This is a genomic window from Streptomyces sp. NPDC101132 (assembly GCF_044759225.1).
Lineage (GTDB): Bacteria > Actinomycetota > Actinomycetes > Streptomycetales > Streptomycetaceae > Streptomyces.
The window spans coordinates 1-25,978 of record NZ_JBIVYX010000012.1 but is presented as its reverse complement, the minus strand read 5'-3'; the positions used below and the strand labels follow the sequence as shown (position 1 = coordinate 25,978).

General features: G+C 74.5%; 16 protein-coding genes. 8 read left to right on the top strand and 8 right to left on the bottom strand.

Translation table 11 applies throughout. The annotated features are described in order from the left end of the window. The first annotated feature begins 184 nt into the window (after positions 1-184). The 5 genes from ACIQUR_RS25740 to moeZ all read left to right on the top strand — a co-directional run bounded on the left by ACIQUR_RS25740 (position 185) and on the right by moeZ (position 6,625). Positions 185-1,783, top strand: a complete 1,599-nt coding sequence (locus ACIQUR_RS25740) for a DUF3492 domain-containing protein (protein ID WP_403668613.1) — start codon at positions 185-187, stop codon at positions 1,781-1,783. Continuing rightward, positions 1,780-3,195 (top strand): hypothetical protein, encoded by a 1,416-nt coding sequence (locus ACIQUR_RS25735; protein ID WP_403668610.1) that lies wholly within the window; start codon positions 1,780-1,782, stop codon positions 3,193-3,195. Before ACIQUR_RS25740 ends, ACIQUR_RS25735 begins: the two co-directional genes overlap by 4 nt. 460 nt (positions 3,196-3,655) lie before the next feature. Beyond that, positions 3,656-4,642, top strand: coding sequence for an NAD-dependent epimerase/dehydratase (locus ACIQUR_RS25730; protein WP_403668607.1), 987 nt, complete (start codon positions 3,656-3,658; stop codon positions 4,640-4,642). After that, positions 4,630-5,382 carry a spherulation-specific family 4 protein gene (locus tag ACIQUR_RS25725; protein WP_403668604.1) on the top strand — a complete coding sequence of 251 codons (753 nt, stop codon included), beginning with the start codon at positions 4,630-4,632 and terminating at the stop codon, positions 5,380-5,382. The genes ACIQUR_RS25730 and ACIQUR_RS25725 overlap by 13 nt, the downstream gene beginning before the upstream one ends. A gap of 64 nt (positions 5,383-5,446) precedes the next feature. Further along, a complete protein-coding gene (moeZ, locus tag ACIQUR_RS25720) occupies positions 5,447-6,625 on the top strand; it encodes an adenylyltransferase/sulfurtransferase MoeZ (RefSeq protein WP_403668601.1) in 1,179 nt (392 codons plus the stop codon). A 102-nt stretch (positions 6,626-6,727) separates the two neighbouring features. Here the strand turns inward: moeZ and ACIQUR_RS25715 are convergent, their stop codons facing one another. From ACIQUR_RS25715 to ACIQUR_RS25685, 7 genes are all read right to left on the bottom strand, one after another. Next, on the bottom strand, positions 6,728-8,242 hold the full coding sequence (locus ACIQUR_RS25715) for an alpha/beta hydrolase (protein ID WP_403668598.1): 1,515 nt from the start codon (positions 8,240-8,242) through the stop codon (positions 6,728-6,730). Positions 8,243-8,384: 142 nt separating this feature from the next. Continuing rightward, complete coding sequence (gene hemG / locus ACIQUR_RS25710) at positions 8,385-9,767, bottom strand: protoporphyrinogen oxidase (protein ID WP_403668595.1); 1,383 nt, start codon at positions 9,765-9,767, stop codon at positions 8,385-8,387. A gap of 31 nt (positions 9,768-9,798) precedes the next feature. After that, positions 9,799-11,016, bottom strand: coding sequence for a TIGR04053 family radical SAM/SPASM domain-containing protein (locus ACIQUR_RS25705; protein ID WP_403668592.1), 1,218 nt, complete (start codon positions 11,014-11,016; stop codon positions 9,799-9,801). Continuing rightward, the gene (gene narI / locus ACIQUR_RS25700) at positions 11,013-11,741 is read right to left on the bottom strand and encodes a respiratory nitrate reductase subunit gamma (protein WP_403668589.1); all 729 of its coding nucleotides are present in this window, start codon (positions 11,739-11,741) and stop codon (positions 11,013-11,015) included. Before narI ends, ACIQUR_RS25705 begins: the two co-directional genes overlap by 4 nt. After that, complete coding sequence (narJ, locus tag ACIQUR_RS25695) at positions 11,738-12,475, bottom strand: nitrate reductase molybdenum cofactor assembly chaperone (RefSeq protein WP_403668586.1); 738 nt, start codon at positions 12,473-12,475, stop codon at positions 11,738-11,740. The genes narI and narJ overlap by 4 nt, the downstream gene beginning before the upstream one ends. Then, positions 12,475-13,992: a nitrate reductase subunit beta gene (narH, locus tag ACIQUR_RS25690; protein ID WP_403668583.1), complete on the bottom strand. Its 1,518-nt coding sequence runs from the start codon at positions 13,990-13,992 to the stop codon at positions 12,475-12,477. Before narH ends, narJ begins: the two co-directional genes overlap by 1 nt. Positions 13,993-13,996: 4 nt before the next feature. Then, positions 13,997-17,647, bottom strand: a complete 3,651-nt coding sequence (locus ACIQUR_RS25685; protein ID WP_403669091.1) for a nitrate reductase subunit alpha — start codon at positions 17,645-17,647, stop codon at positions 13,997-13,999. A gap of 239 nt (positions 17,648-17,886) precedes the next feature. Here ACIQUR_RS25685 and ACIQUR_RS25680 point away from each other — a divergent pair, with 239 nt between their 5' ends. After that, positions 17,887-18,642 (top strand): YwiC-like family protein, encoded by a 756-nt coding sequence (locus ACIQUR_RS25680; RefSeq protein WP_403668579.1) that lies wholly within the window; start codon positions 17,887-17,889, stop codon positions 18,640-18,642. A gap of 73 nt (positions 18,643-18,715) precedes the next feature. Here ACIQUR_RS25680 and ACIQUR_RS25675 read toward each other — a convergent pair whose 3' ends face one another. Next, complete coding sequence (locus ACIQUR_RS25675; RefSeq protein WP_403668576.1) at positions 18,716-21,466, bottom strand: flippase-like domain-containing protein; 2,751 nt, start codon at positions 21,464-21,466, stop codon at positions 18,716-18,718. Positions 21,467-21,609: 143 nt separating this feature from the next. Between ACIQUR_RS25675 and ACIQUR_RS25670 the strand changes: the two genes are divergently transcribed. After that, positions 21,610-21,999 (top strand): MGMT family protein, encoded by a 390-nt coding sequence (locus ACIQUR_RS25670; RefSeq protein ID WP_403668573.1) that lies wholly within the window; start codon positions 21,610-21,612, stop codon positions 21,997-21,999. Positions 22,000-22,220: 221 nt separating this feature from the next. Continuing rightward, a complete protein-coding gene (locus tag ACIQUR_RS25665; protein WP_403669088.1) occupies positions 22,221-25,721 on the top strand; it encodes an ATP-dependent helicase in 3,501 nt (1,166 codons plus the stop codon). Positions 25,722-25,978 lie beyond the last annotated feature (257 nt).

The window sequence follows — 25,978 nt, the reverse complement described above, 5'->3', positions numbered from 1 at the left end:
CCGGGGGCGCACTCGCGCGCCGGGGGTTCGGTTGGCCTCAACTATGTCTACCCCCCCCCCCCCCGGTGGGGGGCCGCGCCCCCCCCCCCCCCCCCCGCCCACCGGTGCATCCGCTTGAGTTCATCCCGCGGCGGGTCGCCCGACCCAAGGCGGCCGCCTCATACGGGAGATCGGGGGTGCACTCGTGCGGATCGGACTGCTCACGGAGGGTGGTTATCCGTATGCGACGGGTGAGTCGAGACTCTGGTGTGACCGGCTCGTGCGCGGACTCCCGCAGCACGAGTTCGAGATCTACGCGCTGAGCCGCAGCGCCGAACAGGAGCGCGCGGGACGCGTCCCGCTGCCGCCGCACGTCACCCGCGTACGCACCGCCCCGCTGTGGGCCCCCGACGACGACGGCCGCAGCCACGGCCGCCGCGAACGCCGCCGGTTCGCCGGACACTTCGGGGACCTCGTGGCCGGCGTGTGCGCCGGCCACCCGGAACCCTTCGCCCAGGGCCTGTACGGACTGGCCGAACTCGCCCGCGAGGAGGGCGGCCTGTACGCGGCGCTGCGCTCCGAGACCGCCGTCCGCGCCCTGGAGGCCGCCTGCCGGGCCCCCGGCGCGAACCGCACCCTCCAGACCGCCCAGGTGCCCGACCTCCTCGACTTCACCGACGAGCTGGAGCGGGCGCTGCGCCCGCTGTCCCTCGACTGGTACGAGGACCTCGGCGGCGTCGACGTCTGCCACGCGGCGGCCGGCGGCGTCGCCGCGCTGCCCGGACTCCTGGCCAAACGCTTCTTCGGCATCCCGCTGCTGGTCACCGAGTACGGCGTCCCGCTGCGCGCGCACTACCTCGACCGGGCCGGGGCTCCGCTGACCGCCGCCGTGCGCGCGCTGCTCGCCGCCTTCCACGGCCGGCTGGCCGCCGAGGTCTACCGGACCAGCGACCTGCTCACCCCCGGCAACACGCACGCCAGGCGCTGGCAGGAGCGGTGCGGCGCCGACCGGGCCCGCGTGCGCACCGTGTACCCGGGGATGGAGGCGGACCGATTCGCCGCCGTCGGCGAGGCCGCCGACCAGGGCGACCCGCTCACGCTGGTGTGGGTCGGCCGGGTCGAGCCGGCCAAGGACGTGATCGCGCTGCTGCACGCCTTCGGGGAGGTGCGGAAGGCCGAACCCGAGGCACGGCTGCGGCTGTTCGCGGCCCCCTCGCGCACGCCCGAGGCCGTCTCGTACCTCGCGCACTGCCGCGCGCTGGCCGCCCAGCTCTTCCCGGACGAGGCCGCGGACGCGGTGACCGTGGGCGAGAGCCCGGTCAGCTTCGAGGAGATCGGCGGGCCGGCCGCGCCGCAGCCGGCCGACGCCTACGCCTCGGGGCGGGTGGTGGTGCTGTCCTCGGTGGTCGAGGGCTTCCCGATCAGCCTGGTCGAGGCGATGTTCTGCGGGCGGGCCACCGTGTCCACCGATGCCGGTGCCGTCTGCGAGGTCATCGGCGGCACCGGGCTCGTGGTGCCGCCCCGCAACCCGCGCGCCCTCGCCGACGCCTGTCTGGCGCTGCTGCGGGACCCCGAGCGGGCCGCGCGGCTGGGTGCCGCCGCCCGCGCCCGCGCGCTCGAACTCTTCACGGTGGAGCAGAACGTGGCCGCCTTCCGCGCCCTGTACCTGGAACTGATCTCGCACGCACCGGCCCGCCCGGACGACGGGGAGGTGCCCTTCGGGCTGCCGGCCGAGGCGTGCGTACCGGGCCGGTGGACCGCCGGAGCGGCCGGCCGGACCCGCACCCCGGAGGCGACGGCATGAGCGGCCAGTGGCCGGAGGCCTACCCCACGAGGGCCGAGGAGATCCTGGCGGCGGGGCGCGACGCGCGGCCCGGATTGCCCGTGCCGGACACTGCGCCGGGCGTCAACGCCCCGGTCAACGGGCTGGTCAACGGCCCCGTCAACCCGGGTATGGGACCGGGTGCGGGACCGGGTGCGGGCAGGGGCACGTCGGTGGCCGAGCCGGCGACGCTCGCGGTGCCGGTGGCCGATCCCGTGTCGCTCGCGGTGCCGGTGCCGGTCGCCGTCCCGGTGCCGACGGTCGAGCCGGCGGCCGAGCCGGTGACCGTGCCGGTGTCCGGGGCCCGCGAGGCCGCCGGGCGCGAGGGCGGCGCGGCGGGCCCGGGTGCCGGCGGCCGTGGCGCCGGCACCGCGGCGCGGCGGCGCGGCGGGGTCGACCCCGTCAAGGTACTGCTGCACCGTCACCGGGAGCTGTGCGAGCGGGCGGTCGACCCGCTGGAGATCGCGGCGGGTCTGGAGGCCCACGGCGTCACCGACCGCACCGCGGCGCGCTTCCGGCACCGGGACGTGTTCTCGCTGGCCGAGGAGCTGTACGCGCGGGTGCCGCGCGGGGCCGGGCAGGGCCGCCCCGGCGCCGCGGGGCAGGACGTGCGGGGCCACGACGGCCCGTCGGCCGCCGACGCGGGCCCGGTGGCCGGCGGCCCTGCGGGCCCGCCCGCCGGCCGCCGGGCACTCGCGTACGGGCTCTCCCTCCTCCCGGGCACCCTGGCGACGGGCACCTGGCTGCTGGCCGACGGCACCGCGGCCGTCGTCACCGGCGGGGCCCTCGCCCTGGTCGCCCTGGTGTGCTGCCTGCGGGCCGGGCCGCTGCGCGTCGCCGGCCGGGCCGGAGCCACCGCCTGGCTCTGGGCCGCCGCGCTGACGGCCGGGGTGGTCTGTGCCGACGCGGTGGGTACCGAGGGTGCGCCGCCCGGTGCCGCCGCCGGGACGCTGACCGCCCTCGCGTTCGCCACCGCACCGGCGACCTGGTGCGCCGGGCTGTTCGCGACCCGGGCCCGGCGCAGACTCGCCGCCAGCCGGCTGCTGGAGGAGTTCGCCGCCGGGGCGCGCCCGCTGCTGCTCGGGGTGTGCGCGCTGTTCGCGGCGGCCCTCGCCGGACTGCTGGCCCTCACCGGAGGCGCGCTCGCCGCCGGCACGGCCCTCGGGGTGCTGCTGTTCCTGGCCCGGCTGCTCGCCGTGCACGGCTCCCCGGCCGCCGCGCGCAACGCCCTCGGTGCCGTGTGCGCGGCGGAGGCGGTGCTGCTGGGTGCCGCGGCGCTCGGGCAGCCCGTTCCGTACGCCGCCACGACCGGCCTGCTCGGCGCCGCGCTGCTCGCCCTGCTGGGCCACGCGGCCGCCGCCCTCTCCCGCGCCTCGGCGCACGCGCTGCGCTAGGCGGCCGCGGTGTCCGCCCCGACCTCGGTCCCCCGCCCCGGCCACCGCGCCCCTCCCGGGCCGGAACACCGGGCGCCCGGACGGCCCCGCCCCGGGGCCCGGTGCCGTACCGGCCCCCGGGCACCGGGACGCCGGCCCCCGGGAACCCGTACCACCCACGGGCCGGCAGCCCCGTACGGCGGCGCACCGGCACCCGCCCCCGGCGGCCCGGCACGGGTCCGGCAGCGGACCCGCACCACCCCGCCGGTCCCGGCCCCGCGGTACTCGCAGACGTCCCGCGGGGCGGCAGCGGCGGCACGGCACCCCTCGGGGGACGCGGCCGCCGGATCGCCCCGCAGGGAGCGGCGGAGCCGACGCCGCCGCTCCACCCCGCACGAATCCACCGCAACACCCCCGAAGGAGAACGAGAGATGACCCCCCAATCACCCGCCACGCCCCGTCGGCACGCAGGAGGCGCGCGATGAGGGTGCTGCTGATCGGAGCCAACGGATACCTCGGCCGCTACGTGGCCGACCGGCTGCTCGCCGACCCGGCCGTCCAGCTCACCGCGCTCGGCCGCGGCGACGACGCCGACGTACGGTTCGACCTCGCCACGGGCAGCCCCGGCGCGCTCACCCGGTTCCTCGACGCCGTCCACCCCGGCGTCGTGATCAACTGCGCCGGCACCACGCGCGGCGGCGCCCGTGAGCTGACCCGCCACAACACCGTGGCCGTCGCCACCATCTGCGAGTCGCTGCGCCGCAGCGGCTGCGGCGCCCGGCTCGTCCAGCTCGGCTGCGCCGCCGAGTACGGGCCCAGCCAGCCCGGATCCTCCACGGCCGAGGACGCCGTCCCCAGACCCGGCGGCCCCTACGGGGTCAGCAAGCTCGCCGCCACCGAGCTCGTCCTCGGCTCCGGGCTCGACGCCGTCGTGCTCCGCGTGTTCTCACCCGTCGGGCCCGGGACGCCGGCCGGCTCGCCCCTGGGCCGGCTCGCCGAGGCCATGCGCCGGGCCATGCAGTCCGGCGACGGCGAGCTGAAGCTCGGCGGCCTCGGGGTCCAGCGCGACTTCGTCGACGTCCGCGACGTGGCCCGCGCCGTCCACGCCGCCTCCCTCTCCGCCGCGCAGGGGGTCGTCAACATCGGCACCGGCCGCGCCGTCCGGCTCCGCGACGCGGCCGCCGTGCTCGCCAGGGTCGCCGGGTACGGCGGCGCCCTGCACGAGATCGACGGCCCCCCGCACGCCCGCCCCATGGGCCTGGCCGCCATCGGCGCCCAGCGCTCGGAGTCCTCCGCGGAGCAGCTGACCGCCGGACCGCCCGGCGGCTCGTTCCCCTACCCGGACGGCTGCGGCGCCTGGCAGCAGGCCGACGTGCGCACCGCCCGCGACCGCCTCGGCTGGCGCCCCCGGATCAACCTGGAGGAGTCGCTCGCGGACATCTGGATGGAGGCCGCGTGTCGCATCTGACGACCCCGGGCGCCCGCCTCGCTCCCACCGGGGCGGGCCGGCTCGGCTTCGGCATCCCGGGGTACGCGCACCCGCTCGTCGCCCCCGTCGAGTGGGCCGAGCTCAGCCGCCCCGGCACGCCCCTGCACTGGGCCGTCCTCAACGTCTCGGACGGGCCCGGCACCCGCCCCGACCCGCACTGCCTGGAGGCCGTCGCCCGGCTCAGGGACGCGGGCGGCACCGTGATCGGCCATCTCGCGATGCGGGACGGGAGCCGGTCCTTCGGGGAACTGGTCTCCGACGCCCACGCCTTCCGCGACTGGTACCAGGTCGACGGGTTCTACCTCGGCCGGACCCCCGCCGGCCGGGCCGAGCTGCCCGCCGTGCGCCGGGTCGCGGAGACCCTCCGTACGCTGGGCGAGGGGCTGCGGATCGTCTTCGGGCACGGCACCCACCCGTACGCCGGCTACGCGGAGGCCGCGGACCAGCTCGTCACCTTCTCCGGGCGGTGGGCGGACTACCGCTGGTCACAGGTGGCCGAGTGGACCGCCGAGTACCCGCCCGAGCGGTTCTGCCACCTCGTGCACGGCGTGCCCCGCACCCACCTGGAGGAGGCCATGCGCATCGCGCGCTGGCAGGGAGCCGGCACGATCTGGTTCACCGACCGCTCCGACCGGCACGGCACGGCCGACCCCTGGGCCGCGATGCCCGCGTACTGGGACGAAATCGTCTCGCGTATCGGACAGGGTGTCTCGGAATGAAGAAGGGCGTGGCAGTGTTACGGGGAGAACAACCGTTTCAGACTTACCGATCTACGGAGTCCCCGTGTCGCTGCCACCCCTGGTCGAGCCAGCCGCTGAGCTCACCGTTGACGAGGTCCGTCGGTACTCCCGCCACCTGATCATCCCGGACGTCGGGATGGACGGCCAGAAGCGCCTGAAGAACGCCAAGGTGCTCTGCGTGGGTGCGGGGGGCCTCGGCTCGCCCGCCCTCATGTACCTGGCCGCGGCCGGCGTCGGCACGCTGGGCATCGTCGAGTTCGACGAGGTCGACGAGTCGAACCTGCAGCGCCAGATCATCCACAGCCAGGCGGACATCGGCCGGTCCAAGGCCGAGTCGGCGCGGGACTCGGTGCTCGGCATCAACCCGTACGTGAACGTGGTCCTTCACGAAGAGCGGCTCGAGGCCGAGAACGTGATGGACATCTTCAGCCAGTACGACCTGATCGTCGACGGCACGGACAACTTCGCCACGCGCTACCTCGTCAACGACGCGTGCGTGCTGCTCAACAAGCCGTACGTCTGGGGCTCCATCTACCGCTTCGACGGCCAGGCCTCGGTGTTCTGGTCCGAGCACGGCCCCTGCTACCGCTGCCTCTACCCGGAGCCCCCGCCGCCGGGCATGGTCCCCTCCTGCGCCGAGGGCGGCGTGCTGGGCGTGCTCTGCGCGTCCATCGGCTCCATCCAGGTCACCGAGGCGATCAAGGTCCTGACCGGCACGGGCGAGCCCCTCGTCGGCCGCCTGATGATCTACGACGCCCTGGAGATGCAGTACCGCCAGGTCAAGGTCCGCAAGGACCCCGACTGCGCGGTCTGCGGCCCGAACGCGACCGTCACCGAGCTCATCGACTACGAGGCCTTCTGCGGCGTCGTGTCCGAGGAGGCCCAGGAGGCGGCGCTCGGCTCCACGATCACTCCGAAGCAGCTCAAGGAGTGGATCGACGCGGACGAGAAGATCGAGATCATCGACGTCCGCGAGCAGAACGAGTACGAGATCGTCTCGATCCCGGGCGCGAAGCTGATCCCCAAGGGCGAGTTCCTGATGGGCAACGCCCTCCAGGACCTGCCGCAGGACCGCAAGATCGTCCTGCACTGCAAGACGGGTGTCCGCAGTGCGGAGGTCCTCGCGGTGCTGAAGTCCGCGGGCTTCGGGGACGCGGTCCACGTCGGCGGCGGCGTCATCGGCTGGGTCAACCAGATCGAGCCCGAGAAGCCGATCTACTGACCGGGCCTGCCGGCCGGGCTCACTGACCGGGCCCGGTGACGGCGGCTCCCGCCGAGGGGCCCGTACCGCTGCACGCGGCGGTACGGGCCCCTCGGCGCTTCCTCAGGCCGGGCAGGTGGTGTTCGACTTCGGCACCTTCCCGTCCAGCAGGTAGCCGTCCACGGCCCGCTGCACGCAGCGGTCGCCGCTGTTGTACGCCCCGTGCCCCTCGCCGTCGTACGTCAGCTCCACGCCGACCCCGGGCCCGAGCTCCTGCGCCATCCGCCGGGCCCCCTCGTACGGCGTCGCCGGGTCGCCCGTGTTGCCGATGACCAGGATCGGGGCGGAGCCGGGGGCGCTCACGTCGGGCGTCTGCCAGGCCCCCGCCACCGGCCAGGAGCTGCAGGCCATCATGGCCCAGCCCAGGTAGTCGCCGAACACGGCGGAGGCCGCGCGGAACTCCGGCAGCTTCGCCTTGGTCTGCTCGATCGTGTACCGGTCCTTGGAATCGGCGCAGTTGATGGCCGTGTTGGCGGCGCCGATGTTGCTGTAGGTGCCGTCCTGGTTGCGGCCGTTCATCGCGTCGGAGAGGGCCAGGAGCAGCTGGCCCTGCCCGCCCTCCGCCTCGTCGAGGCCCTGTTCGAGCAGCGGCCAGTACTCCTTCGAGTACAGGGCCTGGGCGATGCCGCCGGTCGCCTGCGTCTCGGTCAGCTGCCGGTCGCCGCTGCCGGGGATGGGCTTGACCGCCAGGGACCGCTGGAGCTTGACGATGTTGTCCTCGATCTCCTTGGCCGTGCTGCCCTGGAGCCGGCACTCGTCGCCCCGGTCCACACAGTCCTGGGCGAAGTTGCCGAGGGCCAGCTGGAATCCCTTGGCCTGCCCGAGCGAGCTCTGCTCCGAGTCCTTGGTCGGGTCGACGACCGCGTCGAACACCGCCCGCCCGACCTTGTCCGGGAACAGGTGGGCGTACACCCCGCCCAGCTCGGTCCCGTACGAGATGCCGAAGTAGTGCAGCTTGTCGTCGCCGAGGGCCTCCCGCAGCCGGTCCATGTCGCGGGCCGCGTCGAGGGTGCCGACGTGCGGCAGGACGCTGCCGGAGTTCCGCTCGCAGGCGTTGGCGTACGTCTTGATGCCGTCGACGAACTGCTGCTCGGCGGCCGGTCCCACCGGGGTGGCGTCGGAGGCGTAGTACGCGTCCAGCTGCCGGTCGTCCTCGCAGCGCACCGCGGCGCTCCGGCCGACACCGCGCGGGTCGAAGCTCACCAGGTCGTACCGCTCCCGCAGGCGCTGGAAGTCCTTGGCCGCGCCGGGCAGGACGGCCACGCCCGAACCGCCGGGCCCGCCGAAGTTGAAGACCAGGGAGCCGATGCGCCGGGAGGGGTCGGTGGCCTTGGCACGGATGACGGCCAGCTCGATGGTCTCGCCGTCGGGGTCGTCGTAGTCCAGCGGCACGTCGAGCGCCGAGCACTCCCACTCCTTGCCCGGCGCCTCACCCTCGCCCTCCGCGGGGGAGGGGGCGGGACAGCTCTCCCACTTCAGGTCCTTGGCGCCACTGCTGTCGTCGGAGCAGCCGGCCAGTGGCAGGAGTGCCGCGGCGGCGGCGATCGCGGCGGTGCGAAGGCGGGCGGAAGTCGGCATACGCCACATCCTGCGCGCCCCCCGCCCGCTCCGCCCGACGAGTGACCCATGCGAGTGCCCCGCGGGCGTCGGGCGTCGGGCGGCGGGGGTCAGGAGGCGGGAGTCGGGCGGTGACGGTCGGGCGGTGATGGTCAGGCGGCGGTCAGGCTGCTGCGGTCAGGAGGTCGCGGGCGGCCTGGCGGCCCGTGGCCACGCAGGCCGCGACACCCACGCCCTCGTACGCGGCACCGCAGAGGGCCAGGGCGGGAAGCTTGCCGGCGGCCTCGCGGATGCGGGCCACGCGCTCCCGGTGGCCGACGCCGTACTGGGGCAGGCCCCGGTCCCAGCGCGTGACACGGGTGGCCACCGGCTCGCCCATCGGGCCCACCGCCCGGTGCAGCTCCGCGATGGCCCGGCGCACCAGCACCCGGTCCGGGCGGTCGAGCAGACCCTCCTCGCCGATCCGGCCGATCGAGGCCCGCAGCACGAACACGTCCGGTGCGGCCCGGGCCAGCCACGCCCACTTGTTGGAGAGGAACGAGGCGGCCTTGAGGGTGTGGCCGTCCACGGGCGGCACCAGGAAGCCGTTGCCCTGCGGCAGGAAGTGCGCCTGGGCCCGGGAGAAGGCCATGGTGACGACGGCGGTCGAGGCGTGCGGGATCGCGGAGAGCTCCGCCTCCGCGAGCGGCGAGTGCGGGCGCAGGAGCTCGGCCGCGGCGAAGGCCGGCAGGGCCAGGACGATCCCGTCCGCCTCCATGGTCAGCGGGCCGTCGTCGGTGACCGCCTGGACGCGCCACCGCCCCGCCGGCGTCAGGGCGAGCGAGCGGGCCGTCGTACCGGTGAGGATCCGCGCCCCGCAGGCCGCCGCGACCGCGGCCGGGAAACGCCCGGTGCCGCCGGCCACGCCCTGGACGGCGACCGGGGCCGAGCGCGGCGCGCCGGCGGCCCGCATCCGGCGCAGGGCCGGCACCAGGGCCTCGCCCTGCTCCGCGAGCGCGGCCACCCGCGGCATGGCGGCCCGCAGCGAGAGCCGGTCGGCGCGGCCCGCGTACACCCCGCCCAGCAGCGGCTCGACCATCCGGTCCACCACCTCCCGGCCGAAGCGGGCGGCGAGGTACTGGGCGACCGACACGTCCTCCGTCAGCGGCTCGGCCGGCAGGGTCTCCTCGGCGGCGGCCCGGGCCACGCCCTCCGGGGAGAGCAGCCCGGAGGCGGCCAGGGCCCCGGGGTCGGTCGGCACACCCATCACGTGCCCGGCGGGCAGCGGGCGCAGCGCCCCGTGGGTCCAGACCGTGGTCGGCGCCTGGGCCGGGTCGCACAGGGCGTCGCCCAGGCCCACCGCGGCCGCCAGCTCGACGGCCTCCGGCCGCAGCGCCATCAGGGACTCGGCACCCTCGTCGACCGCGATGCCCGCGATCGTGCCGGTGCGCAGCTTGCCGCCCACCCGGGGCGCGCTCTCCAGAACGGTCACGTCCGCCTGTCCGCGCAGCTGCCAGGCCGCGGCCAGACCGCTGATTCCACCACCGACGACGATCACTGAACGCATGCTCTGCTCCTGGTGAGTTCCCTCTTCGACCCTACGGGCGAGGGGTGCCCTGATTGCTCATGCTTTCGGCCAGTTCCTCCTGGTACGGGAAGCTGCCCGGCCGGTACGCGCAGTACGGGTCCTCCGCCAGGACGTCCCGGGTGGACCCGTACGCCCGCGACCGCGAGCCCCCGCACACGGACCTGAACTCGCAGGCCCCGCACCTCCCCCGCAGCAGCGCCGGGTCCCGCAGCGTCGTGAAGAGCGCCGACCCGCGGTAGATACCGGTCAGCGGATGGTTCTTCACGTTGCCCGCCGACACGGGGAGGAAGCCCGACGGGTGCACCTCGCCGGTGTGGGAGATGAAGACGAAGCCGCGCCCCGAGGAGACGTCCATCGGCGGGCGCCGCACCGCCCGCCGCTCGCCCTCGAACAGCCCCAGCTCCGCGGCGCGGGCCGACAGCCGCGCGTACAGGGGGCCGAGGGCCGGCCGCTCCCCGTGCCGGTCGAGGACGGCCCGCTGGAGGGCGATCCGCCGGAAGTGGTGGCCCTCGGTGGTCTTGGTGGCCAGCACGGATCCGCAGTCGTGGAGGAAGTGCAGCGCGTCCTCCACCTCCTCGGCGGAGAGCGCCGCGAGCTGCTCGCCCCGGCCCGTGGGGACCAGCACGAAGCCGGACCAGAGCATCGCGCCCTCCCGCCGCACCAGCGCCGCGATGTCGGCCAGGTCGGGCAGGCTCCGCCGGGTCAGCGTGGTGTTGATCTGCACCTTCAGGCCCAGCTCGCGCGCGGTGCGCCAGCCCTCCAGGGTCCAGTCGTACACCCCGGACACGCCCCGGAACGCGTCGTGCCGCTCCGCCGTCGAACCGTCCAGGGACAGGGAGAGGGCCACCGCGCCCGCGTCGCGCACGGCCACCAGGTTCTCCCGGGTGAGCGTGGGCGTACCGGACGGCGAGACCGCGACCCGCAGGCCGAGGGAGCTGCCGTACGCGACCAGCTCGCCCAGGTCGGCCCGCTGGAAGGGGTCGCCCCCGGTGATCACGAAGAGCGGGGACGGCCGGCCGAAGGCGGCGACCTGGTCCATCACCCGGCGGGCGTCCGCCCCGTCCAGCTCCCGCGGGTCGCGCCGGGTCTGCGCCTCGGCCCGGCAGTGCAGGCAGGCCAGCGGGCAGGCCCGGGTGGCCTCCCAGATCACGATGAAGGGGCGCTCGGCGACGGGGTGCCGGGGGCGCCGCACGATCCGCCGCGCGTTCCGGTGCGGGCCGCCGGTCACGAGACCCGCTCCCAGCCCCGCCTGTCCTCGCGGTTCGCCGGCTGCCCGGGCTTCCGGGAGCGGTAGACCACGTACGGCCGGAACAGGTACTTCACCGGGACGCTGAACATGTGCACCAGCCGCGAGTACGGGATCAGCGCGAACAGCGTGAAGCCGAACAGGATGTGCAGCTTGAAGGCCAGGGGGGCGTCCGCCATCAGGTGGTAGTCGGGCTGGAAGGCGAACAGGCTGCGGAACCAGGGGGAGATGCCCTCCCGGTAGTCGTACCCGCCCGTCGCGCCGGTGGAGTTGAGCACCGTGGCCGTCAGGCCCAGCACCATCGCCCCGAGCAGGACCGTGTACATCAGGTGGTCGCTCTTCAGGGTGGCCCGGCGCACGGCCGGTACCCGGAACCGCCGGAAGACCAGGATCCCGATGCCCGCGGCGGCGGCCACGCCCGCGACCGTGCCGGTGGACATCGCCAGCAGGTGGTACGCGTGGTCGCTGAGCCCCACCGCGTCCGTCCAGCTCTGCGGGACGACCAGGCCCACCACGTGCCCGAGCACCACGAACAGCATGCCGAAGTGGAACAGCGGCGAACCGATCCGCAGCAGCCGGGACTCGTGCAGCTGCGACGAGTGGGTGGTCCAGCCGAACTGGTCGTAGCGGGCGCGCCAGACCGTCCCCGCGATCAGCAGCGCGACGGAGACGTACGGGAGCACGCCCCACAGCAGCAGGTCGGTCATGCGCTCGTCCTCTCCAGGGCGGCGGGCGTGGCGGACACGGGCCAGGGCAGGTCCACGGGCGCGTCGGAGGGCAGGCCGGTGCTCGCCCGGCCACCGGCGGGGGTACCTCCGGGCCCGAACGGCTCCAGCGGCGTGCCCGCGCCCACCAGCTCCTGCGGCGGCCCGTTCCGTGCCAGCGCCTTCGCCTCGGCCCTGGTCTCGGGGGACGGGCCGGGCAGGGTGGCGCAGACCGCTTCGAGCAGCCGGGTGTACGGGGTGTCCGCGGCGGACAGCGCCAGCCGCAGCAGCTCCAGGCCGGCCCGGTGCTCCTGGAGCAGCTCGGTGCCCGCCTCCGGGTGCCGGGCGGCGAACTCCAGGGCCACCGGCAGGAAGTCGGGCAGCTCCTCGCCCGTGAACTCCAGTCCGTGGGCGCGGTAGATCCGCTTGATCCGCACCAGCGACAGCCCGCGCCGCCGGGTGTCGCCGTCGGTCCACCAGGTCAGGTAGAGGCAGCGGCGGTTGCGGGTGTCGAAGGTCGAGGTGTACTCCGCGCACATCCGCAGCGGCTCGGTGGCCTCCGCGTGGTCGAGGAACGCGCCGATCAGCCGGGCCGGTTCGGCGGGCGCCCCGGCGAGGGCCGCACGGAGCGCGGGGAGCGCGCCGTACAGGTCGGAGTCGGGGTACCGCAGGCAGTGGCCGGCGACGAGTCGTACGAGTGCATCGGGGGTCAGGGTCTCCGCGGACGGGGTGGACATCAACGCCTCCGGGTGGGGCTGAGGTTGAGCATCACACGTGGAGTGCCGGACTCCGCGACGGGACACCCGGGCTCCAGGGGATGGGAGCCGACGAGCGCGTCGGCGTCGGCGCGGGCGGCGGTGGGGACCACGAACCGGTCCTCCTGCTTGGCGACGGCCAGCAGCCGGAACATGTCCTCCATCTCGGCCCCGGTCAGGCCCACCGCCTCCGCGACGGACTCGTCCGGCTCCTCGCCGAGGTTGATCCGCCGCATGTACGCGCGCATCGCGGCCATCCGGCGCAGCACCGCCTCGACCGGGTACGTGTCGCCCGCGGTCAGCACCTCGGCCAGGTACTCGACGGGGATGCGCAGGGCGTCGATCGCGCCGAAGAGGTTCCCCGCGTCCTCGCCGTCGCGGCCGGTGGCGGCCACCGCCTCGACGACCGGGGAGAGCGGGGGCACGTACCAGACCATCGGCATGGTCCGGTACTCCGGGTGCAGGGGCAGCGCCACCTGGTAGGTCGCGATCAGGTCGTAGACGGGTGAGCGGCGGGCGGCGTCGAGCCACTCCTCGGTGATTCCGGACGCCCGGGCCGCCGCGGCCACGGCGGGGTCGTGCGGGTCGAGGAAGCACTCGACCTGGGCCGGGTAGAGGTCGTGCTCGTCCTCGACGGCCGCGGCCCCGGCGACCCGGTCGGCGTCGTAGAGCATCACGCCGAGGTAGCGCATCCGGCCGACGCAGGTCTCCGAGCAGACGGTCGGCATGCCGACCTCGACGCGCGGGAAGCAGAAGGTGCACTTCTCGGCCTTGCCGGTGGCGTGGTTGAAGTAGACCTTCTTGTACGGGCAGCCGGTGACGCACATCCGCCAGCCGCGGCAGCGGTCCTGGTCCACCAGGACGATGCCGTCCTCTTCCCGCTTGTACATCGCGCCGGACGGGCAGGAGGAGACGCACGCCGGGTTCAGGCAGTGCTCGCAGATCCGCGGCAGGTAGAACATGAAGCTCTGCTCGAACTCGAAGCGGATCTTCTCGCCCACCTCGTCGCGGAGCTTCTCCACCACCGGGTCCCTCGGGGCGTGCTCCGGGCCGCCGCCGAGGTTGTCGTCCCAGTTCGGGCCCCACTCGATGGTGTCCAGCGGCTCGCCGGTGACCTGCGACACCGGGCGGGCCACCGGCAGGTCGTCGCCGGCCGGGGCCTCGGTGAGGTTCTTGTACTCGTACGTCCAGGGCTGGTAGTAGTCGCCGATCTCCGGCAGGTCCGGGTTGGCGAAGATCTTGCCCAGCTTGGCCAGGCGGCCGCCGGCCCTCAGCCGCAGCCGGCCCGACCGGGTGCGCTCCCAGCCGCCCTTCCAGCGCTCCTGGTCCTCCCAGCGGCGGGGGTAGCCCTGGCCGGGGAGGGTCTCGACGTTGTTGAACCAGACGTACTCGGTGCCCTGCCGGTTGGTCCACGCCTGCTTGCAGGTGACCGAACAGGTGTGGCAGCCGATGCACTTGTCGAGGTTCATGACCATCGCGACCTGTGCCATGACACGCATAGGACTAGAACTCCACCTTCTGCGAGCGGCGGCGGATGACCGTCACCTCGTCGCGCTGGTTGCCGGTCGGGCCGAGGTAGTTGAAGGCCCAGGTCAGCTGGGCGTAGCCGCCCACGAGGTGCGTGGGCTTGAGCATCACGCGGGTGAGGGAGTTGTGGATGCCGCCGCGGCGGCCGGTCTTCTCCGTCTTCGGGACGCCGACCGTGCGCTCCTGCGCGTGGTTCATGTAGACCGTGCCGGGCGGCATCTTGTGCGAGACGATCGCGCGGGCGGTGACCACGCCGTTGCGGTTGACCGCCTCGATCCAGTCGTTGTCCCGCACCCCGATGGCCTCGGCGTCCTGCGGGGACATCCACACCGTCTGGCCGCCGCGGCCCAGGGTCATCATGTAGAGGTTGTCCTGGTACTGGCTGTGGATGGCCCACTTGTTGTGCGGGGTCAGGTACCGCACGGCGACCGTCTTCTCGTCCACCTTCCCGAGCTGCGGCTCGCCGTACAGCCGGTGCATGTCCAGCGGCGGCTTGTAGACCGGCAGCGACTCGCCGACCTCGTGCAGCCAGTCGTGGTCGAGGAAGAAGTGCTGGCGGCCGGTGAGGGTGTGCCAGGGCTTGAGGTGCTCGGTGTTGACCGTGAAGGCCGTGTACCGGCGGCCGCCGGACTCCGAGCCCGACCACTCGGGCGAGGTGATCACCGGGACCGGCCGGGCCTGGGTGTCGGCGAAGGTGATCCGCTTGCCCTCGGCCTCCGCGGCCAGGTGGGCCATGGGGGTGCCGACCTTCTTCTCCAGCGTCTCGAAGCCCTGGGTGGCCAGCCGGCCGTTGCTCGTGCCCGAGAGGGAGAGGATCGCCTCACAGGCCCGCTGGGCCGTGTCCAGCCGCGGCCGGCCGTCCGCGACTCCGCCGCGCACCGTGCCGTTCTTCGCGCCCAGGTAACCGACCTCGTCGGCCACGTCGAAGGTGATCGCCTTCGTGGTGACGCCGAGGGAGTCGACCAGCGGGCCGAGCGCGGCGAACTTCTCGCCCACCGCGCCGTAGTCCCGCTCGACGACCGCCAGGTTGTACATGGTCCGGCCGGGTACGGGCGCGCACTCGCCCTTCGACCAGTCCAGGGCCACCCCGCCGGGCTGGGCCATCTCGCCGCCCGGGGTGTCGTGCTGGAGGGCCGTGGCGACCAGGTCCTTCCGTACGCCCAGGTGCTCGGCGGCCAGTTCGCCGAAGCGGCGGGCGAGGCCGAGGAAGGCGTCGTAGTCGGAGCGCGCCTGCCAGGGCGGGTCCACGGCCGGGGTGAAGGCGTGCAGGAAGGGGTGCATGTCCGTGGAGGACAGGTCGTGCTTCTCGTACCAGGTGGCGGCCGGGAGGACCACGTCCGACAGCAGCGTCGTGGACGTCATCCGGAAGTCCATGGTCATCAGCAGGTCGAGCTTGCCCTCCACGTCCGCGTCGTGCCAGGTGACGTCCCGGGGCGTGCAGCGGGGCCCGTCCCCGGGGAGGTTGGAGTGGGTGCCCAGCAGGTGCTTGAGGAAGTACTCGTTGCCCTTCGAGCTGGAGCCGAGGAGGTTGGCCCGCCACACGTTGAGCACGCGCGGCCAGTTGCGCGGCGCGTCCGGGTCCTCGCCGGCGAAGCCGAGGGTGCCCTCCTCCAGCTCCCGGACGGCGTCGGCCACGGGGTCCGGTGAGGCTCCCAGGTCCAGCGGGTTGCGGTCGAAGGTCGGGTACGAGGGCATCCAGCCCATGCGCGCGGACGCGGCCAGGCAGTCGGCGCCGGTCATCCCCGCGAAGCGGCCGTCGCCGAGCGGCGAGGCCAGGGCCTCGGCGGGCAGCGTGTCGTACCGCCACTGGTCGGTGTGCAGGTAGAACCAGGCGGCTCCGATCATCTGCCGCGGGGGGCGCGACCAGTCGGAGGCGGCGGCCAGCGTGGCCCAGCCGGTGACCGGTCGGCACTTCTCCTGGCCGACGTAGTGGCCCCAGCCGCCGCCGTTGCGGCCCTGGCAGCCGGTGAGGGTGAGCAGGGCGAGGAAGGCGCGGTAGATGGTCTCGGAGTGGAACCAGTGGTTGGTGCCGGCGCCCATGAGGATCATGCAGCGGCCCCGGGACTTCTCTGCCGTCTCCGCGAACTCCCGCGCCACCCGGGCCGCCTGGGCCGCCGGGACCGAGGTCAGCGTCTCCTGCCAGGCCGGGGTGCCGGGCCGGCTCGCGTCCTCGTACGAGGCCGGCCAGTCGCCCGGCAGGCCCGGGCGGGCCACGCCGTACTGGGCGAGCATCAGGTCGTACACGGTGGTGACGAGGCGGCCGGCCAGGCGGCGTACGGGGACGCCGCGGACCACGCTGCCGGCCGCGTCGTCCTCGAAGCGGGGGAGGACGACCTCGGCGGTGCCGTTCTCGCCGATGAGGCTCAGGCGGGGCACGGTGTCGCCGAGGTCGAGGTTCCACTCGGGCTCCTCGCCCTCGCCCCAGCGGTGGCCGAGGGTGCCGTTCGGCACGACCGGCTCGCCCGTGGCGTCGTCGACGAGCACCGTCTTCCACTGCGCGTTCTCCGTCTCGTGCCCGAGGTCGGCGGCGGTGACGAACTTCCCCGGGACCAGGCCGTGTTCGGTCTCCCGGAGCGAGACCAGGAACGGCAGGTCGGTGAACCGCTGCACGTAGTCGGTGAAGAACGGCGTCTGCCGGTCGACGAAGAACTCCTTCAGGATGACGTGCCCCATCGCCATCGCGAGGGCGCCGTCGGTGCCCGGGTGGGGGTGCATCCACTCGTCGGCGAACTTGGTGTTGTCCGCGTAGTCGGGGGAGACGGTGACGACCTTCTGGCCGCGGTAGCGGGCCTCGGTCATCCAGTGGGCGTCGGGGGTGCGGGTGACGGGGACGTTGGAGCCCCACATCATCAGGTAGGCCGCGTCCCACCAGTCCCCGGACTCCGGTACGTCGGTCTGGTCGCCGAACACCTGCGGCGAGGCGACCGGCAGGTCCGCGTACCAGTCGTAGAAGCTCAGCATCGGCGCGCCGATGAGCGAGTGGAAGCGGGCGCCGGCGGCGTGCGAGGCCATCGACATGGCCGGGATCGGGGAGAAGCCGGCGACCCGGTCGGGCCCGTGTTCCCCGATCGTGTGGACGTGGGCGGCGGCGACGATCTCGGTCGCCTCCTCCCAGGTGGCGCGCACCAGGCCGCCCTTGCCGCGGGCCCGCTGGTACCGGCGCCGCCGCTCGGGGTCGGCCTGGATGTCCGCCCACGCCAGCACCGGGTCCTTCAGACGGGCCTTCGCCTCCCGGTACATCTCCAGCAGCGCGCCGCGGACGTACGGGTAGCGCACCCGGGTCGGGGAGTAGGAGTACCAGGAGAAGGACGCGCCGCGGGGGCAGCCGCGCGGCTCGTACTCGGGCCGGTCGGGGCCCACCGAGGGGTAGTCGGTGGCCTGGGTCTCCCAGGTGATGATCCCGTCCTTGACGTACACCTTCCACCGGCAGGAACCCGTGCAGTTCACCCCGTGCGTGGAATACACGACCTTGTCGTGGCTCCAGCGGTCCCGGTAGAAGGCCTCGGCGGCCCGGCCGCCCGTCTTGTGGACGGTGCGGAGGTCGTCGGAGATCTCGGCGCGGGAGAAGAAACTGCCCGCCCTGATCAGCGATTCCGCGGCGCCCTGATGCCCCTGGTTCTCCTGCAACACACGGTCCTCCAGCGATGCCCGGGCGGTGCCCGGTGAGGCCGAGGAAACGGCCCTTTTCGACGTTACGCCGGGGAAATCGGGCCGCCCCGGGGACAAAGGTCCCGACGGTGGGTGACCTCTTTCCGGACTTTCGGGGACCGTGCGGGTGCAATGCTGGACCGGCCCAATTCTCCGGTCCGGCAGGGAAATCACGCGCTGGAATTCCCCTTCGGGCCGATTACCGGAAAGGTCGTGCGGTGGCGGGGCGTGGCGGCGGGAAGCGGCGGTGGCTGCCGGACCAGCACGGGGCCTGGGCGATGCTCGCCGTGCCCTTCGCGGCGGGGACGTTCCTCTCCCCGGACTCCGGTCCGGCACACCTCGCGCTGTTCGCCGCCTGGCTGCTGGGGTACGTCGCCGCGTACCACGGCCAGCAGTGGCTGCGGTTGCGCCGCAACTCCCGCAACCCCAGGGCCGCGGGCCGGCACGCGCTGCCGGGTCTGGTCTCCGGCGCCGCCTTCGCGGTGTGCGCGCTGCCGCTCGCGGTCGCGCACCCGTGGCTCCTGGTGGCCGCCCTCGCCGCGGCGCCGTTCGTCGCGGTGAACACGTACCACGCCTGGCGGAACCGCGAGCGGGCCCTGGTCAACGGCCTGGCCGCGGTGGTGCCGGCCTGCGGGATGCTGCTGGTCGCGCTGCGGCTGGGCGGGGGCGCCGTGGCGCCCGACGGGTGGCGGGCGGCGCTGGCCTGCCTGCTGTACTTCGCGGGCACCGTGCCGTACGTGAAGACGATGATCCGGGAGCGGAACTCCCGTACGTACCGCCGCGCCTCGGTCGCGTACCACGCGGCCGCCCTGGCCGCGGCGGCCTGCCTCTCGCCCTGGCTCGCCCTGCCCTTCGCCCTCTACCTGGCCCGAGCGGCGTCCCTGCCGGGCCGAGGGGTCGGGGTGCCGGTGGTGGGCGCCCTGGAACTGACCGCGTCCCTGGTGCTGTTGGCGAGCCTGCTCCTGATCTTCTGAGACCGGCCGGAACCCCAGACCTGCCGGACGCCCAGACCGGCCCGCCCCCCGGACCGTGAGCCGCCCCGAACCGCTAGAGCGCCTCCTTGCGCGTCAGGTAGTTGAACGACAGCCAGCCCGGAAGGACCGGCAGCCAGAAGGTCATCAGGCGGAACAGCAGGACCGAGGACAGGGCGATCTCCTTGTCCACGCCCACCGCCACCAGGCCGAGGGTCAGCGTCGTCTCCACCGCGCCCAGGCCGCCCGGCGTGGGGGCGGCCGAGCCCAGCGCGTTGCCGGCCAGGAAGACCACCGCGATGCTCGCGTAGCTCACCGACTCCGCGCCCCCGAAGGCCCGCAGCGAGGCGTCCAGGCACATCACGAAGCAGCCGGTCAGCAGCAGCATGCCGCCGATGCCGGTGAACAGCTTCTGCGGCCGCTGCAGCACGTCCAGCATGCGCGGGACCACGCCCGCGAACAGCGCCCGTACCCGCGTCACCACGAACTTCCGCAGGAACGGCACCGCCGTGACCACCAGCACGAGCACCGCGACCGTCAGCAGGCCGGCGATCACGGTCCTGGACGGCGTCATCTCCGGGGTCTTCTCGGTGCCGGTCAGGTAGCCGAAGGCCAGCAGCAGCAGGATGTGGCTGCCGAGTCCGAACAGCTGCGAGGCACCCACGCTCGCCACCGCCAGGCCCGGCCGTACGCCGGACCGCTGGAGGAAGCGCGTGTTCAGGGCCACGCCGCCCACGGCCGCGGGCGCCACCAGCTTCACGAACGACCCCGCCACCTGCGCGAGGACGGTCTTCAGGAACGGCACCCGCTCGGGCACGAAGCCCAGCAGGCTCATCGCCGCCGCCAGGTAGCTCAGCGCGGAGAACGCGAACGCCACCGCCACCCAGCCCCACTGCGCGTCCGCCACGGTCTTGGCGGGGTTGATGTGCGTCAGCTGCGAGAGCAGGAAGTACGCGGCGAACGCGCCCGCGATGAAGCTCACCAGCGTGCGCGGCCTGATCCGCTCCAGCCGGGCCGGCTCCACCGGCGCCTGCGGACGGATCAGCAGCACCTGCCCGCGGATCTGGCTGAGCAGGTCCTCCTCGCGGGCCTCCTCCAGCGCCACGTCCAGCGCCCGCTTCTCGGCCTTCTTCTCGGCCTTGTCGGCCTTGGCCGCGGACACCTTCGCGCCGACCTTGCTCCGCTCGCCGCCGCCGGCGGCGGCCTCGACCGGGTTCCCGGCCTTCGCCGCCTCGTGCTCGCGCTCCTTGGCCTCCTTGGCCGCCTTCGAGGCCGCCAGCACCGCCTCGCGCTCGCGCTGCGCCCGCTCCCGGCCCAGCCGCCGCAGCGTCGCCCGCGTCGAGCGGGTCAGCGCGATCGGCTGGAGCAGCGGCAGGCAGTCCGCCACCGCGTCGCCGCCGAGCACCGCGACCGCGGCCGCCACCGAGCGCTCCGCCCCCACGCGCAGGCCGAGCGTGGTCAGCAGCTGCGCGATGTCCATCCGCAGCACCAGGTCGCTCGCCGCGATCTCGCCGCCGCGCAGGTCGGTCAGCACGATGTTGCCGGAACGATCCACCAGCAGCGCGTCCCCCGCCAGCCTGCGGTGCGCGATCCGGCGCGACTGGAGGGCGCGCACCTGCTGCCAGGCGTTGCGGATCAGCTCGTCCGAGATCTCCTCGTCCGGCAGCGCGTCCAGCGACCGGCCGCCGATGTGCTCGTACACGAGCATGACCGCGTCGGGACCCAGCTCGGAGGTGGCGATGAGCTTGGGCGCGTTCGCCCCGGCCGCGATGGCCGCGTACGCAAGCAGCGCCTCCTGCTCCAGCGCCTGCCGCAGCGACTGGAGGCTCCGGCGGGTGGTGATCCCGCGGAGCGTCAGCCGCCGCCAGACCCGGTAGAAGAAGCCCTGCGCCTGCTGCTCGCGGTCCACGACGGTGACGTCGAGCGGCCCGCCGTCCTCCAGCGTGACGAGGTACCGGCGGCCCCGGTCGTTGTGCTCCGGGAGCTCCGGCTCCTCCTCCGCCCGCATGGCGCGCACCGGCTGGAAGCCGACCCGGCGCAGTCCGGCGAGCAGGGTCTGGCCGGTGGGCCGGACGTTCGGCGAGCCGACGGCGTAGAGCGTGCCGTACGCCACGGTCCAGCCGATCAGGACGGTCAGGATGATCGAGAACGGGGTGGTGTACCCGCCGACCAGCATCGCCAGCGCGTCGAGCAGCAGTACCACCCACAGCGCCACGCGCCAGCGCGGCCGCCGGGTCATCCCGACCGCCGTCATGTACGCGATGACCGGCGCCAGGTAGCCGTGCACGGGGTCGGTGAAGGTCCCGCCGGCGCCCTGCGGCATCGTCAGCGCGTCCTTGATGGTGTCGGACGCGGCCCGCGCCACCCACAGGTCGGTGGCCAGGGTGACGCCGTGCGCCAGCACGGCAGCGAGCACGCCGTCGGCGATCCGCAGCCCGTCGCGCTTGATCAGCCGCTCGATGGCGAACGCCACCGGCACGAGCAGCACCGCGATGCTGGACACCAGCCCCGCGATCTTGATCAGCAGGTCGGGCGCCTGGCCGGTGCCCTCGCGGATGTCCGACTCCAGGCCCACGGTCGTGCCGTGCGCGAAGGCGGCGATCGCCAGGACCACGACGATCCCGAGCGTGCCGACCAGCAGCCGCACCAGGTCCGAGGGGCGGTGGACGCGCGCGGCGAGCAGCGGCTCGTCGCCCTCAAGCGGGTCGACGAACCCCTCGTCGGGGCCCTGCGCGCTCACGCCCTGCTCCCTCGGTGTGTCGTCCGACGCGTCTTCTCGCGACTCTTTACGGATCTCTTCTTGGATCTCTTCTTGTTCTCGTATCACCAGTCACCGCCCGGAAGATGGTGGCACGGACCGGCTGACCGGGCAGGCATCAGGGTGCGCGCCGGGCATCCGGAGGGCCGCAGTCCGGCTCCGGAGGCCCGCTCGCGCCCTCGCCGCCCCGGTTGTCGGTGTCCTGCGGCACCATGGGCCGGATGAGCGCGGAGCTGCCTGACGGAGACCTGCCCGAGTACCCCGAGTACGCGGAGCGGGTGCTGGACCTGGCCGAGCGGATTCCGCCCGGCCGGGTGATGACCTACGGCGACGTCGCCGAGTGGCTGGAGGAGGGCGGCCCGCGCCAGGTGGGCCGCGTCATGGCACTCTACGGCTCCGCGGTGCCCTGGTGGCGGGTGGTGCGGGCCGACGGCGTGCTGCTGCCCGGGAGCGAGCTGCGGGCGCTGGCGCACTACCGGGAGGAGGGCACCCCGCTGCGGGAGGCGGGCCGGAGAGCCGAGGGGCACGTACCGCGGCTCGACATGAGACGGGCGCGGTGGGACGGGCAGGCGGGGGGCCCGGCGCGGGATGCTCACAAGTGACAGCTTCCGCCATGAGGCGCCCGCGCGGGTGTCCGCACGTCCGTACGGGGGATGAGCGGACCGGCGTGAGCGCGATGCGCTCCGCCGCCCGTTTGGCGTAGCGTCTTCCCTTCGAGCGCGCGCGCTCGCACCACCCCGAACACCCCGAACCAGGACCGGCGACCCACGTGAGTTCCTCCCCTTCCAGCCGACGTACGCGGACTCCCGACGCGTACCGGCTGGTGCGCACCGGGCCGGAACACGTGGATACACCTGTTCTGGACGCAGCGCAGCGTGCGGTGGTTGATCACAGGGGCGGGCCGCTGCTGGTGCTGGCCGGGCCGGGCACCGGCAAGTCGACCACGCTGGTCGAGGCCGTCGCGGCGCGCGTGGAGGAGGGCACGGACCCGGCGCGCATCCTGGTGCTGACCTTCAGCCGCAAGGCCGCCGTGGAACTCCGCGACCGGGTGGCGCTCCGGCTGGGCGGCGCGCGGGCGCCGCAGGCCACCACGTTCCACTCCTTCTGCTACGCGCTGGTCCGGGCCCACCAGGACGCCGACCTGTTCGCGGAGCCGCTGCGGCTGCTGTCGGGTCCCGAGCAGGACCTGACCGTGCGCGAGCTGCTGGCCGGCCAGAAGGAGCTGGGCTCCATCTCCTGGCCCTCCGACCTGCGGGCGGCGCTCACCACGCGCGGCTTCGCGGACGAGGTACGGGCCGTGCTGGCCCGGAGCCGGGAGCTGGGCCTGTCGCCGGACGCGCTGGGCGCCTTCGCGGCGCGCCTCGGGCGGCCGGACTGGGCCGCCGCGGCCCGGTTCCTGGACGAGTACCTCGACGTACTGGACGCCCAGGGGTCCCTGGACTACGCCGAGCTGGTGCACCGTGCCGTGCTGCTGGCCGAGCGCGCGGAAGCGGGCCTGTGGGGGCGCTGGGACGCCGTCTTCGTGGACGAGTACCAGGACACCGACCCGTCGCAGATCCGGCTGCTGAAGGCGCTGGGCGGCGGGCGGGGCCTGGTGGCCTTCGGCGATCCCGACCAGTCGATCTACGCCTTCCGCGGCGCGGACCTGAACGGCATCCTCGGCTTCCGGGAGGACTTCCCGGGCGCCGCGGTCAGGGTCCTCGGCACCTCGCGGCGCTCCCGGGCGGCCCTGCTGGCCGCCACCCGGCTGCTGACCCGGCGGATGCCGGTCCCCCGGCTGCCGGCCGCCGCGGTACAGGCCCACCGGGCGCTGGAGGCGGTGCGGCCGGGCGGCTCGGTGGAGGTCTTCACGTACCCGTCGCCGGGCGCGGAACTGGACAACATCGCCGACCTGCTGCGCCGGGCCCACCTGGAGGACGGCGTGCCGTGGCAGGACATGGCCGTCCTGGTCCGCGCGGGCGGCCGCCTCCCCGCGATGCGCCGCGCCCTGACGTCGGCGGGCGTCCCGGTCGAAACCCCGGCGACGGACACCCCCCTCCGCCACGAACCAGCCGTCACCCCTCTCCTGACGGCCCTCCGCGTGACAGCCACCGCAGCCACCCGCCGCCCGTCGGGGGGGCCGGGGGAGGCGGTCCTGGGGGAGGCAGGCCGGGGAGAGGCGGTCCTGCGGGAGGCGGGCCTGGGAGAGGCAGGCCTGGAAGAGGCAGGCCTGGAGGAGGCTGCGGTTTCGGCTGGGGCGGGTGTTCCGGGGGAGGCTGCGGTTTCGGCTGGGGCGGGTGTTCCGGGGGAGGCTGCGGTTTCGGCTGGGGTGGGTGTTCCGGGTGAGGCTGCGGTTTCGGCTGGGACGGACGTTGCGGGGGAGGCCGTGGCTTCGGCTGGGGCGGGCGTTCCCGGGGGCGACGAGCACGGCAGCGGGAGCGGGGCCGGTGGCGCGGCCGCGCACGCGGAAGGGTGGGTCGGGGTCGAGGCGGCCCTCAGCCTGCTCACCTCGCCCCTGGCCGGGATGGACGCCGCCGACCTCCGCCGCCTCGGCCGCGCCCTGCGGGACGAGGAGCGCGCCGCCGGCATCCGCGTACCCGCGCCCAGCGACGTACTCCTGGCCCGCGCCCTCGCCGAGCCGGAGCGCCTCACCGCCCACGACCCCGCGTACGCCCGCGGCGCCCAGACCCTCGGCATGCTGCTCCGCAAGACCCGCGAGCTCCTCGAAGGCGGCGGCACCGCCGAAGAGGCCCTCTGGGAGCTCTGGAACGGCACCACCTGGCCCACCCGCCTCGAACGCTCCGCCCGCCGCGGCGGTCCCGGCGGCCGCAACGCCGACCGCGACCTCGACGCCGTCTGCGCCCTCTTCGAGACCGCCGCCCGCGCCGAGGAGCGCACCGGCGGCCGCGGCGCGCTCAACTTCCTCGAAGAGGTCGAGGCCCAGGACATCGCCGCCGACACCCTCGGCGGCCGCGCCGCCCGCCCCGACGCCGTGCGCCTGATGACGGCCCACCGTTCCAAGGGCCTCGAATGGGGTCTCGTCGTCGTCGCCGGGGTCCAGGAAGGCCTCTGGCCGGACCTCCGCCGCCGCGGGTCCCTCCTGGAGGCGGACCGGATCGGCCGCGACGGCCTCGCCGAGCCCCTCACCCCCGGCGCCCTGCTCGCCGAGGAGCGCCGCCTCTTCTACGTCGCCGCCACCCGCGCCCGCGACCGGCTGGTCGTCACCGCCGTCAAGGCGCCCGCCGACGACGGCGACCAGCCCTCCCGCTTCCTCACCGAACTCGGCGTCGAGCCCAAGGACGTCACCGGCCGGCCCCGCCGCCCCCTCGCGGTGTCCGCGCTGGTCGCCGAACTCCGCGCCACCACCGTCGACCCCGACGCCTCGCCCGCGCTCCGGGAGGCCGCCGCCCGGCGGCTGGCCAGGCTCGCCGCGCTCGCCGACGACGACGGCCAGCCGCTGGTCCCGGCCGCCCACCCGCACCGCTGGTGGGGGCTGTACGAGCCGACCCGCGCCGGCGTCCCGCTGCGCGACCGCGACCGTCCGGTCTCCCTCTCCGGCAGCGCGCTGGACCAGCTCGCCAACACCTGCTCCCTCCAGTGGTTCCTCGGCCGCGAGGTCAAGGCCGACGCCCCCGCCACCGCGGCCCAGGGCTTCGGCAACGTGGTCCACGTACTCGCCGACGAGGTCGCCTCGGGCCGCACGCCGGCCGACCTGGCCGTGCTGATGGAGCGGCTGGATTCCGTGTGGGACGCCCTCGCCTTCGACGCGCCCTGGAAGTCGCGTCAGGAGAAGGAGAACGCCCGCGCCGCGCTGGAGCGCTTCCTGCGTTGGCACGTCTCCGACCGCGGCGGCCGCACGGCCGTCGCCACGGAGCACGAGTTCGACGTCACGCTGGAGGCCGGCGAGTACCAGGTCCGGATCAAGGGATCCATGGACCGCGTCGAGTCCGATCCGGAGGGGCGCGCGTACGTCGTCGACTTCAAGACCGGCAAGAACGCCCCCACCCGGGACGAGGTCGCCCGGCATCCGCAGCTCGCCGTGTACCAGCTGGCGGTGCGCGAGGGAGCGGTCGACGAGGCGTTCGCCGGGGTACGGCCCGCCCCCGGCGGCGCCGAACTGGTGCAGCTCCGCCAGGGCGCGGCCAAGAAGGACGGCGGCGAAGACGCCCCGAAGGTGCAGGCGCAGGAACCGCTGGCCGGCGAGTGGGTCGGCGAGCTGCTGGCGGGTGCCGCCGGGCGGGTGCTCGACGAGCGGTTCACCCCGGCCACCGGGCGGCACTGCACGTACTGCTCGTTCCGCAGCTCCTGCAGCGCGCGGCCGGAGGGGCGGCACGTGGTGGAGTGAGGGGGGTGGGGTGAGCTGGTGCTGCCGGTTGTTCTGGCTCGCCGGAGCTTCGGGGGTGGGTCGTGTGGTGTGTTCGGGGGTGGGTCGTGTGGTGTGTGGGTCCCCTCGGTGCTTGACCCGTCGTGGCCTGCAGGCCCTGCGGCAGGCCCACCCCGGGGGCGAGGGGGCTGCGCCCCTGGCCTTCGGCCACCCCCGGCCCGGGCCTGCCTCCGGTCCAGCCTGCCACGACGCCTCAAGCACCTGCCCCACACACCACA

Excerpts from the sequence above, each read along its gene's own strand:
- narJ (WP_403668586.1), bottom strand. The coding sequence starts at position 12,475 with ATGTCCACCCCGTCCGCGGAGACCCTGACCCCCGATGCACTCGTACGA.
- ACIQUR_RS25735 (WP_403668610.1), top strand. The coding sequence starts at position 1,780 with ATGAGCGGCCAGTGGCCGGAGGCCTACCCCACGAGGGCCGAGGAGATC.
- narH (WP_403668583.1), bottom strand. The coding sequence starts at position 13,992 with ATGCGTGTCATGGCACAGGTCGCGATGGTCATGAACCTCGACAAGTGC.
- ACIQUR_RS25730 (WP_403668607.1), top strand. The coding sequence starts at position 3,656 with ATGAGGGTGCTGCTGATCGGAGCCAACGGATACCTCGGCCGCTACGTG.
- ACIQUR_RS25715 (WP_403668598.1), bottom strand. The coding sequence starts at position 8,242 with ATGCCGACTTCCGCCCGCCTTCGCACCGCCGCGATCGCCGCCGCCGCG.
- narI (WP_403668589.1), bottom strand. The coding sequence starts at position 11,741 with ATGACCGACCTGCTGCTGTGGGGCGTGCTCCCGTACGTCTCCGTCGCG.
- ACIQUR_RS25670 (WP_403668573.1), top strand. The coding sequence starts at position 21,610 with ATGGGCCGGATGAGCGCGGAGCTGCCTGACGGAGACCTGCCCGAGTAC.
- hemG (WP_403668595.1), bottom strand. The coding sequence starts at position 9,767 with ATGCGTTCAGTGATCGTCGTCGGTGGTGGAATCAGCGGTCTGGCCGCG.